The 16,626-nt window shown below is 49.3% G+C and carries 13 protein-coding genes; 5 read left to right on the top strand and 8 right to left on the bottom strand.

The features are described from left to right. Positions 1-126: 126 nt before the first annotated feature. Positions 127-1,068: a ribonuclease HIII gene (rnhC, locus tag AR442_RS05285; protein WP_014418587.1), complete on the top strand. Its 942-nt coding sequence runs from the start codon at positions 127-129 to the stop codon at positions 1,066-1,068. Between the two features lie 36 nt (positions 1,069-1,104). On the opposite strand, the gene pheT is transcribed toward rnhC, so the two are convergent. From pheT to AR442_RS05270, 3 genes are all read right to left on the bottom strand, one after another. Beyond that, entirely contained in the window at positions 1,105-3,519 is a 2,415-nt protein-coding gene (pheT, locus tag AR442_RS05280; RefSeq protein ID WP_012118137.1) for a phenylalanine--tRNA ligase subunit beta, read from the bottom strand. A 13-nt stretch (positions 3,520-3,532) separates the two neighbouring features. After that, positions 3,533-4,567 (bottom strand): phenylalanine--tRNA ligase subunit alpha, encoded by a 1,035-nt coding sequence (gene pheS, locus AR442_RS05275; protein ID WP_003152530.1) that lies wholly within the window; start codon positions 4,565-4,567, stop codon positions 3,533-3,535. 361 nt (positions 4,568-4,928) lie between these two features. Continuing rightward, a complete protein-coding gene (locus tag AR442_RS05270) occupies positions 4,929-5,675 on the bottom strand; it encodes a TrmH family RNA methyltransferase (RefSeq protein ID WP_007408111.1) in 747 nt (248 codons plus the stop codon). A gap of 120 nt (positions 5,676-5,795) precedes the next feature. On the opposite strand from AR442_RS05270, the gene sspI reads away from it, so the two are divergent. From sspI to AR442_RS05250, 4 genes are all read left to right on the top strand, one after another. Then, on the top strand, positions 5,796-6,011 hold the full coding sequence (sspI, locus tag AR442_RS05265) for a small acid-soluble spore protein SspI (RefSeq protein ID WP_003152527.1): 216 nt from the start codon (positions 5,796-5,798) through the stop codon (positions 6,009-6,011). A gap of 61 nt (positions 6,012-6,072) precedes the next feature. Continuing rightward, entirely contained in the window at positions 6,073-7,158 is a 1,086-nt protein-coding gene (locus AR442_RS05260) for a CdaR family transcriptional regulator (RefSeq protein WP_014418589.1), read from the top strand. Between the two features lie 99 nt (positions 7,159-7,257). Then, positions 7,258-8,670 (top strand): glycolate oxidase subunit GlcD, encoded by a 1,413-nt coding sequence (gene glcD, locus AR442_RS05255; protein ID WP_014418590.1) that lies wholly within the window; start codon positions 7,258-7,260, stop codon positions 8,668-8,670. Continuing rightward, positions 8,667-9,995: a (Fe-S)-binding protein gene (locus AR442_RS05250; protein ID WP_014418591.1), complete on the top strand. Its 1,329-nt coding sequence runs from the start codon at positions 8,667-8,669 to the stop codon at positions 9,993-9,995. Before glcD ends, AR442_RS05250 begins: the two co-directional genes overlap by 4 nt. A gap of 69 nt (positions 9,996-10,064) precedes the next feature. On the opposite strand, the gene cstA is transcribed toward AR442_RS05250, so the two are convergent. The 5 genes from cstA to araN all read right to left on the bottom strand — a co-directional run bounded on the left by cstA (position 10,065) and on the right by araN (position 16,614). Continuing rightward, positions 10,065-11,861, bottom strand: a complete 1,797-nt coding sequence (gene cstA, locus AR442_RS05245) for a carbon starvation protein CstA (RefSeq protein ID WP_053284938.1) — start codon at positions 11,859-11,861, stop codon at positions 10,065-10,067. A gap of 110 nt (positions 11,862-11,971) precedes the next feature. Further along, entirely contained in the window at positions 11,972-13,471 is a 1,500-nt protein-coding gene (gene arfA / locus AR442_RS05240; protein ID WP_053284939.1) for an arabinosylfuranosidase ArfA, read from the bottom strand. An 18-nt stretch (positions 13,472-13,489) separates the two neighbouring features. Continuing rightward, positions 13,490-14,317 (bottom strand): arabinooligosaccharides ABC transporter permease AraQ, encoded by an 828-nt coding sequence (araQ, locus tag AR442_RS05235; RefSeq protein ID WP_007612991.1) that lies wholly within the window; start codon positions 14,315-14,317, stop codon positions 13,490-13,492. Positions 14,318-14,335: 18 nt separating this feature from the next. Then, positions 14,336-15,277, bottom strand: coding sequence for an arabinooligosaccharides ABC transporter permease AraP (gene araP, locus AR442_RS05230; RefSeq protein WP_007408105.1), 942 nt, complete (start codon positions 15,275-15,277; stop codon positions 14,336-14,338). Between the two features lie 41 nt (positions 15,278-15,318). Next, positions 15,319-16,614, bottom strand: a complete 1,296-nt coding sequence (gene araN, locus AR442_RS05225; protein WP_014418595.1) for an arabinooligosaccharides ABC transporter substrate-binding protein AraN — start codon at positions 16,612-16,614, stop codon at positions 15,319-15,321. Between the last annotated feature and the right edge of the window lie 12 nt (positions 16,615-16,626).

Below are 16,626 nucleotides of genomic sequence, written 5' to 3'. Positions count from 1 at the left end.
CCTCCATTCCGCGAGAATCCTAGTTCCTATCATACCACGATTATCGTTTGAATGGAAAGACGAGCCTCGGGCTGTTATGATACACTGGTATATACAGTGAAAAGTGCCAAAAAAGGAGATTATATCGTGTCCCATTCTATTATAAAAGTATCCGCTTCCGCTATGGAACAAATGAAACAATCCTATGCCGGCTCCCTTACTCCCGCCGTTCCGCAGGGCGCCGTCTTCCAGGCCAAGCCTCCGGGCTGTACCATTACAGCCTACCGCTCGGGCAAGGTTCTCTTTCAAGGAAAAAACGCCGGCACAGAAGCGGCCCGCTGGGGAACGGCTGAGACGCCGAAAGCAAAGAAAACCGTCAAAAAAGCGGCCGACCCGCTTTACGCTCCCCCGGCGGGCATTGCCTCCATGTCAGTGATCGGCTCTGATGAAGTCGGAACAGGCGATTACTTCGGGCCGATAACGGTTGCCTGCGCCTACGCCGACAAAACAAAGCTCTCTTTAATGAGAGAACTCGGTGTGAAGGATTCGAAGGATTTAAAAGATCCGCAGATTATTGAAATCGCCAAACTGTTAATTAAAACCATTCCTTACAGCCTGCTTGTGTTAAAAAACGAAAAATACAATCAGATGCAGGAAAAAGGCATGAGCCAAGGAAAAATGAAGGCGCTCCTTCATAATCAGGCGATTTCCAATCTGCTGAGAAAAATGAACGGCGTTAAACCGGAAGCGATTCTGATTGACCAATTCGCAGAGCCCGGCATTTATTTTAAGCATCTTTCCGGACGGGATATCGTAAAAGAAAAAACGTTTTTCAGCACGAAAGCGGAAAGCATACATCTTTCCGTCGCCGCAGCCTCTATCATTGCGCGATATTCTTTCTTAATTGAAATGGATAAGCTTTCGCGTGAGGCTGGGATGACGATTCCAAAAGGCGCGGGGCCGCACGTCGATGAAGCTGCCGCCAAGCTGATCATCAATAAGGGAGAAGGTGCGCTCAGAACGTTCACCAAACTTCATTTTGCCAATACGCAAAAAGCGAAACGCCTTGTTGAACGGAAGCGGTCATAGTAAAAAAGCTTGCAGAGTGATCTGCAAGCTTTTTCTTTATCCTCTTAATACGGCCTGATACGTTTCTTCCAGCGCTTTCAGCACGTTTTCATGTACTTTTGTCACTTCTTCTTCTGTCAATGTTTGTTCAGGGTTAACATATTGGAGCGAGAAGGCGACGGATTTTTTGCCTTCTTCCATATGCTCACCTTCGTACACATCAAATACGGTGACTTCTTTCAGCAGCGCGCCGCCGGCTTCTTTGATAACGGCTTCGAGCTGTCCGCTTGTAACGGTTTTATCTGCCACAAGCGCAATGTCGCGCGTGACGGACGGGTACTTCGGAATCGGCGTATACACGACAGGTTCTGTTTCCTCGGTCAGAAGCGCGTGCAGATCAAGCTCGAACACATACGTTTCTTTGATATCCAGCTCTTTTTCCATTGCCGGATGCACCTGGCCGATAAATCCGGCAAGCGAACCGTTCAATAGAATGTTTGCCGTCCGGCCGGGATGCATGTTTTTGCGTTCTGACTGGACAAATTCAACCCGGTCTGACACATTCAATTGATGCAGCAGGCCTTCAACGATTCCTTTGGCGACGAAGAAATCAACCGGCTTTTTCTCACCCTGCCATAAATTTTTGCGCCACAATCCGGTTACAGCTCCGGCAACCCGTTCTTTTTCAACCGGTTTTGTGTTTTCTTCTTTCGTCAGAAATACAGAACCCGTTTCATATAAAGCAACGGAATCAGTCTGTCTGGCCAGATTGTATGAAACGGCTTCAAGAAGATTCGGCACGAGGCTGTGTCTGAGAATGCTTCTTTCTTCGCTCATCGGCAGAGCAAGCATCGTGTTGAATGATTTTTCGATCGCAAAAGCGGCCGCTTTTTTATCATTCGTTAATGAATAAGTGGTCGCTTGTGAAAGACCCGCTCCTTCAAGGAAACGTCTCACTTTCCGGCGTTTTGCCTGGTACGGTGTCAAGCCGCCTGTCGTGCCGGCCGTTTCCGGAAGCGTGGACGGAATATTGTCATACCCGTACAATCTCGCCGCTTCTTCAATCAGGTCTTCTTCTATTCTAATATCTCCGCGGCGCGACGGGACCGTTACGACGAGAACGTCTTCAGCTTCACCGACTGCAAACCCGAGGCGCTTGTAAATGCTGATGATTTCTTCTTTAGCGATTGTCATGCCGAGCACGGCGTTCACTTTTTCAACAGACACGTGAATATTGTTTGCTTCGATTTTCAGATGGTTTTCTTCAACCGTGCCTGAGAGCACTTCTCCGCCGGCATATGCCTGAATGAGACTGCAGGCCCGTTCAGCCGCCAGCAGAACGCGTGCCGGATCAATGCCTTTTTCATATCTGGCGCTCGCTTCGCTTCTCAGCCCGAGGTCTCTCGACGCTTTGCGGACGGTCTGTCCGTCGAAATAAGCGGCTTCCAGTAAAATCGCAGTGGTGTCTTCACGGACTTCAGACTCAGCTCCGCCCATGACTCCCGCAACGGCTTGCGCTTTTTTTCCGTTTGTGATGACCAAATGGCTGCTTGACAGCTTGCGCTCTTGCTCATCCAGCGTCACGATGGTTTCATTTTCCGCCGCTTTTCTGACGACGACCTCTTTTGAACCGAACCGGTCGTAATCGAAAGCGTGAAGCGGCTGTCCGTACTCAAGGAGGACGAAGTTTGTAATGTCCACGACGTTATTATGCGGGCGGATGCCTGCATTCATCAGCTTCGTCTGCATCCAAAGCGGTGACGGGCCGATTTTGACGTTTTTAATGATTTTTGCGGCATAATGCGGATTGGCCTGCGTATCTTCAACCTTAACGGAAACAGCATCCGCCGCTTTTTCTGCCGCTTTTTCATATGAAGCCTCCGGAAGCTTTACCTCTGCGCCGAGAATAGCCGCAACTTCATAAGCCACGCCAAGCATGTTCATCGCGTCGGCGCGGTTCGGCGTTAAGCCCAATTCTAAAATCGCATCATCAAGCTGAAGGGCCGCCATTGCGTCAGCTCCCGTTTCAGCATCATTCGGAAAAACGAAAATGCCTTCCGCATATTCTTTCGCCACGAGCTTGCTTTCAATGCCGAGCTCCTGAAGGGAACAGATCATGCCGTGAGACGCTTCGCCGCGCAGCTTGGCTTTTTTAATTTTGAAATTGCCGGGAAGCACGGCTCCGACCGTTGCAACGGCAACCTTCTGTCCTTTATCAACATTCGGGGCGCCGCAGATAATCTGCACGGGTTCCTCCGCACCGATATCAACAAGGCATTTGTTGAGTTTGTCGGCATTCGGGTGCTGTTCACGCTCAAGCACGTGTCCGATGACAACGCCTTTTACGCCCTCCCCTTTATACTCGATACCCTCAACTTCAATACCGGCTCTCGTAATTTTTTCTGCAAGCACGGCCGGGTCGATTCCCTGCAAGTCAACGTAATCTTCTAACCATTTATAAGAAACAAACATGTGTATCCTCCTCTTACGCCTGTTTAAACTGCGAAATGAATCTGACATCATTGGTATAGAAATGGCGGATATCTTCAATGCCGTATTTCAGCATCGCGATACGTTCCACACCCATTCCGAAAGCAAAACCCTGGTATTCCTCAGGATTGAATCCGGCCATCTTCAACACGTTCGGGTGAACCATGCCGGCGCCGAGAATTTCGATCCAGCCTGTTTTTTTGCAGACGGAGCAACCTTGTCCGCCGCACTTAAAGCAGGTCACATCCACCTCGACAGAAGGCTCTGTGAATGGGAAAAAGCTCGGACGGAGCCTGATTTCACGATCTTGGCCGAACATTTTTTTGGCGACCAATTCAAGCGTGCCTTTCAGGTCGCTCATGCTGATTTTGCGGTCGACGACGAGACCCTCAATCTGCATGAACTGATGGGAATGTGTCGCGTCATCGTTGTCGCGGCGATACACTTTACCGGGACAAATGATTTTGACGGGGCCTTTTCCTTTATGCTTTTCCATCGTGCGCGTCTGCACCGGTGACGTCTGCGTTCTCATCAGCATTTCTTCTGTAATGTAAAAGCTGTCCTGCATGTCGCGGGCCGGATGTTCCTTCGGCAGGTTCAGCGCCTCAAAGTTGTAATAATCCGTTTCCACTTCAGGGCCTTCTTCGACGGTATATCCCATTCCGATAAATAAATCTTCAATTTCTTCAATAACGACCGTCAGCGGATGGCGTCCGCCGATGTTTACCTGACTGCCCGGCAATGTGACGTCAATCGTCTGGCTGCTGAGTTTTTTATTCATCTCTTCTTGTTCAAGCTGTTCATTTTTCGCCGTAATGGCTGCTGCAATGCGCTCTCTCACTTCATTGGCGAGCGCTCCCATTTTCGGGCGCTCTTCGGCGGACAGTTTGCCCATGCCGCGGAGAACTTCTGTAATCGGCCCTTTTTTTCCGAGATATTGCACCCGAATGTCGTTAACTTCTTTTAATGAACCCGCCGCTTCTACTTTTTCTGCAGCTTCCAGTTCGAGCTGTTTAAGCTTCTCTTCCATCATGCATCCTCCTTTTATGTAAACCAAACCGTTCTATGCCTTTTTCAGAAAACAAAAAAACCCGCCCCTTGAGAGAAGGGACGAGTTGTGGCCGCGGTACCACCCTTTTTAAGGCAGACTTCATCTGCCGACAGCTTCATTGACATAACGGAAACGATCGTTCCGGTTCACCTTTACGCGCGTTTGGCGCGGTCCCGGTGACAACTCGAGAGGTGAAAATCAATTTTTGTGCTGCGATAAAAATGCTCTCAGTCAGCGGCATTTTCTCCCTGGAAGGCAGTGTGTGCAAAAATTGACGTCCTCTGTCACGGTTTTTACATTATTGCTATCTATTATAGTGAAATCCAAGGCTTTTCGCAACCTATCCTCTGAGATGATAAACGAGGATGGCGGCCGCTACCGCCACATTCAGCGATTCCGCCTGTCCGTACAGCGGAACGTACAAGTTGAGATCCGTTTTTTGCAGAAGGCCGGCGTCCACTCCCGCCCCCTCGTTCCCGACGATTAACGCGAACGATTCTTCAGGCTTCACGCTTTGATAAGCCGCACCGTTTTCAAGCGCCGTGCCGTAGATCGCGACGCCTTGTGATTTCAGCTCAGCGGTAAACTCATCAAGCGGACGTTTCAAAATGGGAATATGAAAATGAGAACCTTGTGCTGAACGCAGCGTTTTTCCGTTGTACGGGTCTGCTGTTCCCTCACCAAGGACAACGGCGTCGATCCCCGCCGCATCTGCCGTTCTGATCATTGTTCCTAAATTCCCCGGGTCCTGCACGGCATCAATCAGAAGCAGCCGCTTCAGCTGATCAGGCTGCTTATCCGGCATATGGCAGACCGCGGCGATCCGCTGCGGCGTTTCCGTTTCCGTCACGGCTGAAAACGCGTCTTCGCTCAGCACGTAGCACGGGATACTCATGTCCAGATCGGCCGGGATGGCGCTCTCATCGTTTACGAGAATTTCTTTTACCGTTCCCTTTGATTTGAGCGCTTCTTCTGCCAGATGCTCTCCTTCTATCAGAAATGTATTCGTTTTAAGTCTCTCTTTTTTTGTGTGAAGTTTTTTCCAATCCTTCACTTTTTGGTTTTTTGCAGAGTCGATTCGTTTCACTTTATGTCTGTGCTCTCCTTTTTTCATGCATGTTGTTATTATATCTTAAGAACAGCACATAATAAACCGCGTGCGCGGTAAGAATATGCGTATCACATTCAGGAAAAAGGAGCGGTTGTAATGGATCTTAATTTACGCAACGCCGTTATTGCCAATGTAACCGGCAATAACCAGGATCAGCTGGAGCATACTATCGTTGACGCCATCCAAAGCGGTGAAGAAAAAATGCTTCCGGGCCTCGGCGTCTTATTCGAAGTTCTTTGGCAGCATGCGTCGGACTCAGAAAAAAATGAAATGCTCAAAACACTTGAAGGCGGATTAAAACCTGCGCAATAAGCATGAACCGGGTGATGGCACACCCGGTTTTTTTTGTATAATAATGGCGAGGGGGATCGCCATGCAGTTACAGCCGGAACTGGCAAAGAAGTTGATTGCCGAAGTCAAACATATGTACAGCCGCGAAGTGATTATTGCCGATACAAAAGGAATGATCATCGCGGGCACCAACGAGGCGCGCGCCGGATGGTTTCATGAAGGCGCACTGATCTGCGCGCGCGAAAAACGGAATGTCATCATTACGAAAGAAGATGAAAAACGGCTCGAGGGCGTAAAAGCAGGACTGAACCTCCCCGTTTTTTCAGGTCATGAAGTGATCGGAGTATTCGGTCTGACAGGAGACCCTGACGATATCCTTCCTTTCGGAGAATTGCTCAGAAAAATGACGGAGCTGTTTATTAAAGAAACGCGCCATATGGAAGAAGCGCAGTGGCGTGCGAGAATGCTTGAATCCTTTATGGTTGATTGGCTGCAGCTGAAAGAATGGTCTCCGGGCTTTTTAGAAAAAGCAAAGCTCATCGGCGCAGACCTTCACGCATACCGCCGGATCATACTCATTCAAGGCCGTTATGAGCAATATAAAGCGGAGGAGCTCGGGCGGCTCTGGCAGTACGAATGCCCTGAAGACCTGTTTGTCCGCTGGGGAAATGAACGCATTCTCATTAATCATGAAGCAAATTCGGCTTCCAAAACACAGCTCATTAAAAAGATCGGCGCCGTTTTCGGGCAGCCTGTCACCGCCGGCATCGGACGGATCGTTCCGGGAGAGCGCCTCACGGAATCATACGAACAGGCGGATAAAGCACTTTCAGCCGGTATCGGTGACAAGCAGGCCGTCTTTGAAGAAGATTTAAAACTGGATATGTGTCTTGCCGATATCACACCCCGCACGAGGTCGGAATTTTCACGGCGGGTTCTCGAGCATGTACTGGACCGGGAAGAACTTCTGGATACGCTGCGCGCCTTTTTCGACCGGCAATTATCGTTAAAGCGCACCGCCGACGACATGCATATTCATATCAATACATTGCGCTACCGTCTTTCCAAACTGGAATCACTGACAAATATGAAACTTGACCGCCCCGAAGACATAACGGCTTTTTATTTGGCGCTGCGCTTTTTAGATCAACATACAAAAATCACGTAATCATATCATCATTTTTCATATGTTTCTCCATAGTGTGCGGAATCGTTTTTCTTTACAATTAAATGAAAACGCTTTTCTTATCAGGGAGGTTGGGAGAACATGATTTCACGAGAGGCAAAAGAAGCGTTCATCCGGACGGTCGGGAAGGAGAATTATGATGATTCGGCGGCGGGCCGTCTTGTGTATTCTTATGATGCGGCTCCTCAGCTGCAAGCCATGCCGGATGCGGTAATCGCCCCCCGCAGCGCGGATGACGTGTCGCGTATACTAACGATTTGCAGCAGGCATGACATTCCGATCGTGCCGAGGGGTTCAGGCACAAACTTATGCGGCGGCACATGTCCGTCTGAAGGCGGGCTTGTGCTTTTATTCAAACATATGAACCGCATTCTAGAAATCGATGAAGAAAATTTGACGGCAACCGTCCAGCCGGGCGTAATCACGCAAGATATGATCCGTGCGGTTGAACAAAAAGGTTTATTTTATCCGCCTGATCCGAGCAGCATGAAAATATCGACGATCGGCGGGAATATTAATGAAAATTCCGGCGGGCTGCGCGGTTTGAAGTACGGCGTCACCCGGGATTATGTCCTCGGCCTTGAAGCCGTCTTGGCTTCAGGCGATATCATCCGCACAGGAGGAAAGCTGACAAAGGATGTCGCCGGTTATGATCTGACCCGGCTTTTCGTCGGATCAGAAGGGACGCTCGGCGTTGTGACGGAAGCGACTTTAAAGCTGGTTCCGAAGCCGGAAACGAAAAAAACGCTGCTTGCACTCTATGAACATATTGAAGCGGCTGCGGAATCGGTTTCTGCCATCATCGCTGAAAAAATCATTCCGGCGACACTCGAATTTCTGGATCAGCCGACACTGCAGGTCATTGAAGATTACGCCAAGATCGGGCTTCCGACCGACGCAAAAGCGGTGCTGCTGATCGAACAGGACGGTGACATCGAAACGGTCAGACGAGATATGGAAAAAATCGAAGCCATCTGTAAAAACGGAGCAGCCGTATCCGTCCAAACGGCTGAAACCGAGGAAGAGGCATTCTCGCTTACAGAGGCCAGAAGGTCGGCATTATCAGCCCTTGCCCGGCTGAAACCGACAACGATTCTGGAAGATGCGACCGTGCCGAGATCACAAATTGCCAGCATGGTCAAAGCCATTAACGAGATTGCAGAAACATACGGCTTGTCCATCTGCACATTCGGTCATGCCGGAGACGGCAACCTCCATCCGACGTGCACCACCGATATCCGAAATACAGAGGAGATGGAACGTGTCGAAAAAGCTTTTGCCGCCATTTTTGAAAAAGCGATTGAACTGGGCGGGACGATAACGGGTGAACACGGGGTCGGCATCGTAAAAGCGCCGTATTTAGAAATGAAGCTGAAAACAGAAGGCATCACCGCCATGAAAGCGATCAAACAAGCGCTTGATCCCCAAAATCTGCTGAATCCGGGAAAAATATTCGCCAATTCATCAAGGAAACGCGTGGTGGTGATGAAATGACAACGGCTAGAGAGCAGCAACAAATTCAAACAGAATTCAAAAACCGCATGGATGAAGGTGAATTGCTGAACTGTATGCGCTGCGGCTTCTGCCTTCCTTCCTGTCCGACCTATATCGAATCGGGATTTCAAGAATCCCATTCGCCGCGCGGCCGGATCGCCCTGATGAAAGCCGTCACTGACGGACTGATCGAGCCGGATGAAGATGTCGAGCGCTCACTTTCGCTGTGTCTCGGGTGCCGGGCATGCGAGCCCGTTTGTCCGGCAGGGGTCAATTACGGACAGCTGCTTGAAGAAGCGAGGGATATCATTCATCAAAATAAAAAACATAAGCCGGGCGTGCGCCTCTTGCGGAAAGCCGCCTTCACCGGGCTTTTCCCTCATCAAAACCGCATGCAGACAGCCGTGAATCTTCTCGGAATATACCAAAGATCGGGACTGCAGACCGCCGTCAGAAAAACCGGTATGCTGCGCGTTTTGCCTGAACATCTGCGCACAATGGAACAAGTGCTCCCGCCCGCCCCGAAACGGAAAGACATGAAGGAAAGGCCGCGTTTTCTTCCTGCCGCGGGTCCCGTCCAAAAACGGGCCGCTTTTTTCTCGGGCTGCTTAATGGATACGATGTTTTTAGCGACAAATCATGCGACAACGGCGCTTTTACAGGCGGCCGGGTGTGAAATCGCGGTTCCGGACGGCCAGGCGTGCTGCGGCGCGCTTCACGGGCACAGCGGAGAAAAAGAGATGGGAAAAGAACTGGCCAAGCGGAATATCGCGGCTTTTGAAGCGCTTGACGCTGATTATATCATTACAAACGCCGGCGGATGCGGCGCCTTTCTTCAGGAATATCCGCATTTACTGAAAGATGAACCTGGATGGGCGGAACGTGCCGAACAATTCGTCCGGAAGCTCAAAGACTTTTCATCCGTACTGGTTGATCTGAAGTTCCATCAAAAAAACCTGCGGGCACAGTCTCCTCATATCGTCACATATCAGGACTCCTGCCATCTCCGCAATGTGATGCATACGTCAGAGGAACCGCGCACGCTTTTGAAAAGCATTAAAGGGGCTGAGTACAGAGAAATGGAAAAGGCCGACAGCTGCTGCGGGTCGGCGGGAATTTATAATATAACAGAGTCAGAAATGTCTATGAAAATATTAGACAGCAAGATGAAAGCCGCCGGAAAAACGGAGGCGGCCGTCATCGTGACAGCCAATCCCGGATGCCTTTTGCAAATGCAGCTCGGCATTTTGCGCGAAGGATTAACAGGCCGTGTCCGCGCGGTTCATTTGGCGGATTACCTTTTGGAAGCGGCGGATTTGTCATAAGATGAAAGCAGAGAGACCGATCGGCTCTCTGCTTTTTTATGATGCTGCAATGTTCGGACGGCCGCGGATTTATCCGGGTATTGAAGCTTCCAGTCTGGCACTCGGATCACGCCATACATTCGCCCATTTTTTCACAGCCGCAATGATAATCACAAGCCCGAGAATGAGCATGATAATGGATAAAACGCCATTCAGCACGTTGTATCCCGCCGCTTCGGGGTTCAAATACACATACCGCACCATCCAATAACCCGCATAGTTGACGGTCACGTACAAATAAGCGAGAGGAATCAGGCATGTCAGCATATAGAGCCGCTTATCCGCTATTTTTAATACGACGGTCGCACCGATAATTAAGCCGACAGACGCCATAAGCTGATTGGATACGCCGAACAGCGCCCAAATGGAGCTGATATCGCCCGAATACAGAAGATAGCCCCACAGCAGGCAGGCGAGCGCGCTTGAGAAAATCGAGCCCGGCAGCCAGTCTGTTTTTTTCAGCGGCTTATAGACCTCTCCGAAAAACTCTTGAATCAAGTACCGGGCGACACGGGTTCCCGCATCAATCGCCGTTAAAATAAACACCGCTTCAAACATAATGACGAATTGAAAAAAGTATGAAGCCAAATGACTGAAAAACGGAATCTCCGTAAAGATATACGTCATTCCGACGGCAAGCGTAACGGCTCCGCCCGTTCTTCCTTCCAGACTGAGCCCGATTTCTTTGCTCAATTCAGGGAAATGGACGACATTCATCCCGAGGGTGCGGAATATTTCAGGCGTGCTGTTAATGGCAAAATAGTCGGCGGGCTCAAGAGCGGCAGCTGCAATGAGCGCCATAATTCCGACGAGACATTCCACAAGCATCGCTCCGAAAGCAACCGGCTTTATATCACTCCATTTATCCAGCATTTTCGGCGTTGTGCCGGAACCGACAAATGCATGAAAGCCTGAAATGGCGCCGCAGGCAATCGTTATTGAAATAAACGGCCAGACAGGACCCGCGATCACCGGCCCTCCGCCGTGAATAAACTCCGTTACGGCCGGGAATTTAATGGCGGGATTGACGAAAAAGACGCCTGCAATCAAAGCGGCAAAAACCCCGATTTTCATAAAACTGCTTAAATAGTCACGCGGAGCCAGTAAAAGCCAAACCGGAAGCGCCGCGGCGAAAAACGCATAGACAGGAAGCGCCACTGCAAGCGTTTTCGCATCCAGTGTCAGCATGTCCCCGAGAGCCGTTGCCTGCAGCCGCGGCCCGATGACAACACCGGCCATTAACAAAAGAAACCCGACAGTTGATGCGAGTTTGAGATTGCCTGTTTTTTTATAGTAGAGGCCGACCCCCATCGCGATCGGAATCGTAATCCCCACCGCAAACGTTCCCCACGGGTTTTTCTCAAGCGCGTGCAGCACAACCATGGACAGCCCCGCCATCGTGATCGTAATGATAAACAGCATCGAGAGACCCGTGCAAAAACCCGCCACCGGGCCGAGCTCTTCTTTGGCAACTTCAGAAAGCGTTTTCCCGTTTTTCCGCATTGATGCAAACAATACGACAATATCGTGCACGGCTCCTCCGATCACCGCCCCGATTAACAGCCATAAAAGCCCGGGCAGATAGCCGAACTGAGCTGCCAGAATCGGTCCGACAAGCGGGCCGGCAGCGGCGATTGCCGCGAAGTGGTGGCCGAATGACACCCACTTATTCGTCGGCACATAATCTTTCCCATCCTCAAGCACATGGGCCGGAGTCGGTGTCTGATCATTGATTTTTAATACTTTGACCATCATAAAGGTACCGTAAAGCCGATAGGCGATCGCCAAAATACATATAGACGCTATGACGATTGTAATCGCATTCATTTAATCCCAGCCCCTTTTCTCTTTTTCTAAATATTATCACAATTATCAGATAACAGGAGATGATTTTTGCGTGAAAAAAAGCCGGCAGCGCAGCCCGGCTTTTCGGAACATTATTTTCCTGATAAACGGATGACATTCCAGGACAGCGGAGTAAAATGAGCCGTTATCCCTTCAGCATTTGCCGAAGACGTTCCGTTGGAGTGCGGAATGACTTCTTTTCTGTTTTTTTGATTGGTCGCTTTCATATCCTGATGCTCCAGCACGATATGCTCAATGATGCGGTAATCTTCAAACCCTCTCAGCTTTATCTCCGTTTCCATCAGTTCCTTGCTTTTGTTGACGGCAAAAATGGTCAGTGCTTCATCCTCTTCGCGGTAAACGGCCGCGGCATCAACATACGGCACATCCGTAAAGTCCGCTGAGTCGTATTTCGGGGAGGTGATCAGCAGCTTCATCGAAGACCCTCTCCCGTAGACTGAGGCGTGCATGTAAGGGTAAAAGATCGGCTGCCTCCATGCTTCTCCGCCTTTTTCAGTCATGATAGGCGCAATTACGTTGACAAGCTGGGCAAGACAGGCGATCTTCAGTCTGTCCGCATGCTGCAGCATCGTAATCAGCAGTGAACCGATCAACAGCGCATCTTCTAAATTGTAGATGTCTTCAAGAATCGGCCGGGCCGTAATCCATGGCTCCACTTTTTTATCCGCTTCATTTGAGTGATACCACACATTCCATTCATCTAAAGAAAGGTGAATCGTTTTTTCGCTGCGTTTTTTCGCTTTCATATAATCACATACGGCTGTGACGGATTTAATAAAATGGTCTAAATCCATCGACTTCGCCAAGTAGTTCTCAAGATCATTTTCATGGTTGCCGTAATACGTATGCAGTGAGATGTAATCCACATGCTCGTACGTATGCTCAAGCACCTCGGCCTCCCACTCGATGAAGGACGGCATGCCGCTGTTTGAGCTTCCGCAAGCCACCAATTCGATCGTCGGGTCCGTCCATTTCATCACCTTTGCCGTTTCAGCGGCGAGCCGTCCGTATTCATGCGCCGTTTTATGACCGATCTGCCAAGGGCCGTCCATCTCATTTCCTAAGCACCATGTTTTGATGCCGTAAGGTTTTTCATATCCGTGCGATTTTCGTAAGTCGCTCCAGTATGACCCTTCAGGATGGTTGCAGTATTCGACGAGGTTCCGGGCGGCATCGATCCCTCTCGTCCCGAGATTAACCGCCATATTCACTTCGGCGTTCACTTTTTTCGCCCACGTTAAAAATTCATTCGTCCCCACTTCGTTCGTTTCTGTCGTCTGCCATGCCAAATCAAGCCTCCGCGGGCGGTCCTTCACCGGCCCGACGCCGTCTTCCCAATTGTAGCCCGAGAGAAAATTCCCTCCCGGATAGCGGATGAACGGCACTTGCAATTCCTTGATTAACTCCTGCACGTCTGTTCTGAAGCCGTCCTTGTCGGCTTTCGGGTGTCCGGGCTCATAAATGCCTTCATACACCGCCCGGCCCATATGTTCTATAAATGATCCGTACATCCGTTTGTCCACTTCACCGATGATATATTCTTTATCTGCTGTAATCCCCGCTTTTTTCATTATATTTCCTCCCTCTCTCTATCCCTTCACTCCGCCTACTGTGAGGCCGGAAATGAAGTATTTTTGGAAAAACAAGAATATGATGATCACCGGCAGTATCGCAAAAACGGACCCGGAAATCAGCATGTCATAGTTGTTTCCGTACGGACTCAGCAGCCCTGAAAGTCCGATTGGAAGCGTAAACATTTCTTTCGACCGAAGCACGATCAGCGGCCATAAAAAGTTATTCCAGCTGTTTAAAGATTGAAGAATGATCATTGCCCCGAATGCCGGTTTCATGAGCGGCGCCATAATTCTGAAAAAAATGCCGAATTCGGTGCAGCCGTCCATTCTTGCTGAATCAAGCAAATCCTTCGGAAGTCCGAGCGCATATTGCCGGAAAAAGAACACGGCGACAGGCGACACAATAAACGGCAGAATCACCCCCGTATAAGAATCGATCAAATGAAGACCCACCGTCAATTTGAACAACGGAAGCATCATCACTTCAAGAGGCACCATCATAATGATCAGCACAAGAACGAAAATAATATTTCTGCCTTTAAATTCGTAGACACCGAGTCCGTAGCCGATCAAAGAGGAAAAAAACAGCGTGAGAACCGTGGTGAGAACGCCGAGCAGCAGGCTGTTAAAAAACCATTTGAAATAAATGCTCCCCCCGTTGAACAAATACGTATAGTTATCAAGGCTCATCACATCCGGATCAAGACGCAGATTCAGCCCGATGCGCATCAGCTCAGATGACGGCTTTAATGAACCGAGCAATAGGCAGATCATCGGAAAGATATACAACAGGCTCAGCATGATAAAAAACAAGGTAAACGCGACTCTGTACACGGAAAACATGTAATTGTTACGCAACGCTTATCCCTCCCCTTTAAACGAACCGGACAGTTTCAGTGAAACAAGGCTGACTAGTAAGATGACAAGCAAAAGGACAATTCCGATTGCGGCCCCGTACCCCATTTCGTTGTATGCAAGCCCCTGCTGATATAAATAACCGACAAGTGTGAGGCCGATATTGCCCGGGGAATTATTCTGCCAAAGCACATAGCTTTCCTCAAACATTCTGAAACCGCCGATAATACTGATCGTTAACACATAAACGGACACCGGCTTTAAAAATGGAAGGGTAATATGCCGGAACTTTTTCCACGTACTCGCCCCGTCAATTTCAGCCGCTTCATACAATTCTTTCGGCACGTTTTGCAATCCGGCCAGAAAGTAAAGAATGTTAATGCCCATCCACCTCCATGACGCAAGCAGCACCATTAAAAACATGCCGGTACCTTTGTTGTTGAGCCAGTTTTGGGGTGATGCGCCAAGCTTCATCATCAGCTCGTTTGCAAGCGACGTATTCATTTCTCCGAACATCAGACGGAAAATAATCCCCGCTACGATCGTCGATGTTAGAGCCGGTACAAACAGAGCCGATTTAAATACATTTCTGAACCTGACGAGCTTCGAATTCAGAATCACCGCCAAAAGAAGCGGCACCGGAATCAGCACGATCAGCGTCCAGAAGGTATATTCCAATGTGTTAAATAATGCCGTATAAAAGGTTGGATTAAGAAGAGCGGTATAATTGGAAAACCCGACAAATGTAATTTCTCCCGGCAGTATCCGCTGAAAGCTCATGATAAACACGCTGATGATCGGATACAAAAAGAAAACGAGAAACGAAATGATAAATGGCGCCGTAAAAAGATAAGGCGCCGCTTTTTTTGAATACAGCACATTACGCCGGCGCGGCTTCTTCCGGACTGCAGAAACGGTTTGTGCTGTCTCTGTCTTTACAGGTCTCATAAAAGCTCCCCCGCTTTCACTGTTAAATAGGACGGCTTCTCCTATTTCTCTAATTGCTCTGCCGCCTCGTCCAAGGCTTCCTTAGGTGTTTTTTCCTGCGTCTTCAGCGCATCGAACAGCACCTGTCTGACAACGAGATCAGCCGCTTTAGAGAAGTCTTCATGCAGATAAATCGGATTGATCTCATCTTTTATTTCAAGGAGCGAGGAAAAAATTGACGTACCGTTCCGGAAGAAATCCGTGTACTTGTTTTTCTCCTTCAATTCTTTTGAATCCCACACGTCCCAGCGGAGCGGGTCAAAGCCGAGCACCGTCCAAAGCTTTATGTTCCCTTCCTTTGAACCTTTCGCAAAACCGAGAAATTCTTTCGCGAGCTTCAGATGTTCAGCCTGCTTCGGCACGACGGTGGCTGTTCCGCCTAAACCCGCTGATCTGTCACCGCCTTCTTTCCAGGCCGGCATAGGGTAAATCGCCATTTTTCCTTTTAAATCAGGCATATAATCGATAAACCGTCCCATGTACCAAATGGGCATCAGCACTGAGGCTGCCCCGCCCTGATTCATAAAACCGTAGTATTCTTCGCTGTGATGGCCGCCGCCGGGAGCCGGCAGAAGGGTTTTATCATTTACCATGTCCTTTACATAATTCAGTGTGTCTGTATTCGTCTTGCTGTTCAGAATCAATTTTCCGTTTTTGCTGTAGTAGCCTGACCCTTGCTGCGAAATCATGGATAGGAATGTGGCGGAGTCGTTTGTTTCAACCGTTCCCATCGGTTTCCCAGATGCTTCACGCACTTTTTTCCCTGCCCGCCGGTAATCTTCCCATGTCTTAATGGAGGCGGGATCAACGCCCGCTTTTTTCATAATATCCATGTTGTAAAACATGACGGTCGTCCCCACATGTGTATCAAGGCCGTACAATTTTCCGTTTTTGCTGTACAAGGCCAGACGCGCTTCCACAAACTTATCGCGGTCTTTTTCAATCAGCGGCGTCAGATCGGCAAGCGGGATATCCTTCCCCTTCAGAAAGTTCGAGAACCGGCTTAATTCCACGTCGGCTATATCGGGAAGCCCCTCACCCGCGATCAGCGAAACCGATAAATTATCATGCATTTGTCCATAAGGATAAACGACGGTATTCAGCTTGATTTTGCGCTCCGGAAATTTCTGATTCCATTCTTTGACCATTTCCTGATAAAACTGTTCGTGCAGGCCGTTAAACGTCCAAAACGTCAGCTCCGTTTCTCCCGGCCGGCCGGCAGTCCGTTCTTGTGAACAGCCGGCGGTAAACAAGAAGAGCATCATCAGCACCAAACATACAGCGGTCGTTTTTTTCATGTCATTACCCCT

The sequence above is a fragment of the Bacillus velezensis genome (assembly GCF_001461825.1).
GTDB lineage: Bacteria > Bacillota > Bacilli > Bacillales > Bacillaceae > Bacillus > Bacillus velezensis.
The sequence above is the reverse complement of the archived record's forward strand: the minus strand, read 5'-3'. Positions and strand labels throughout refer to the sequence as shown.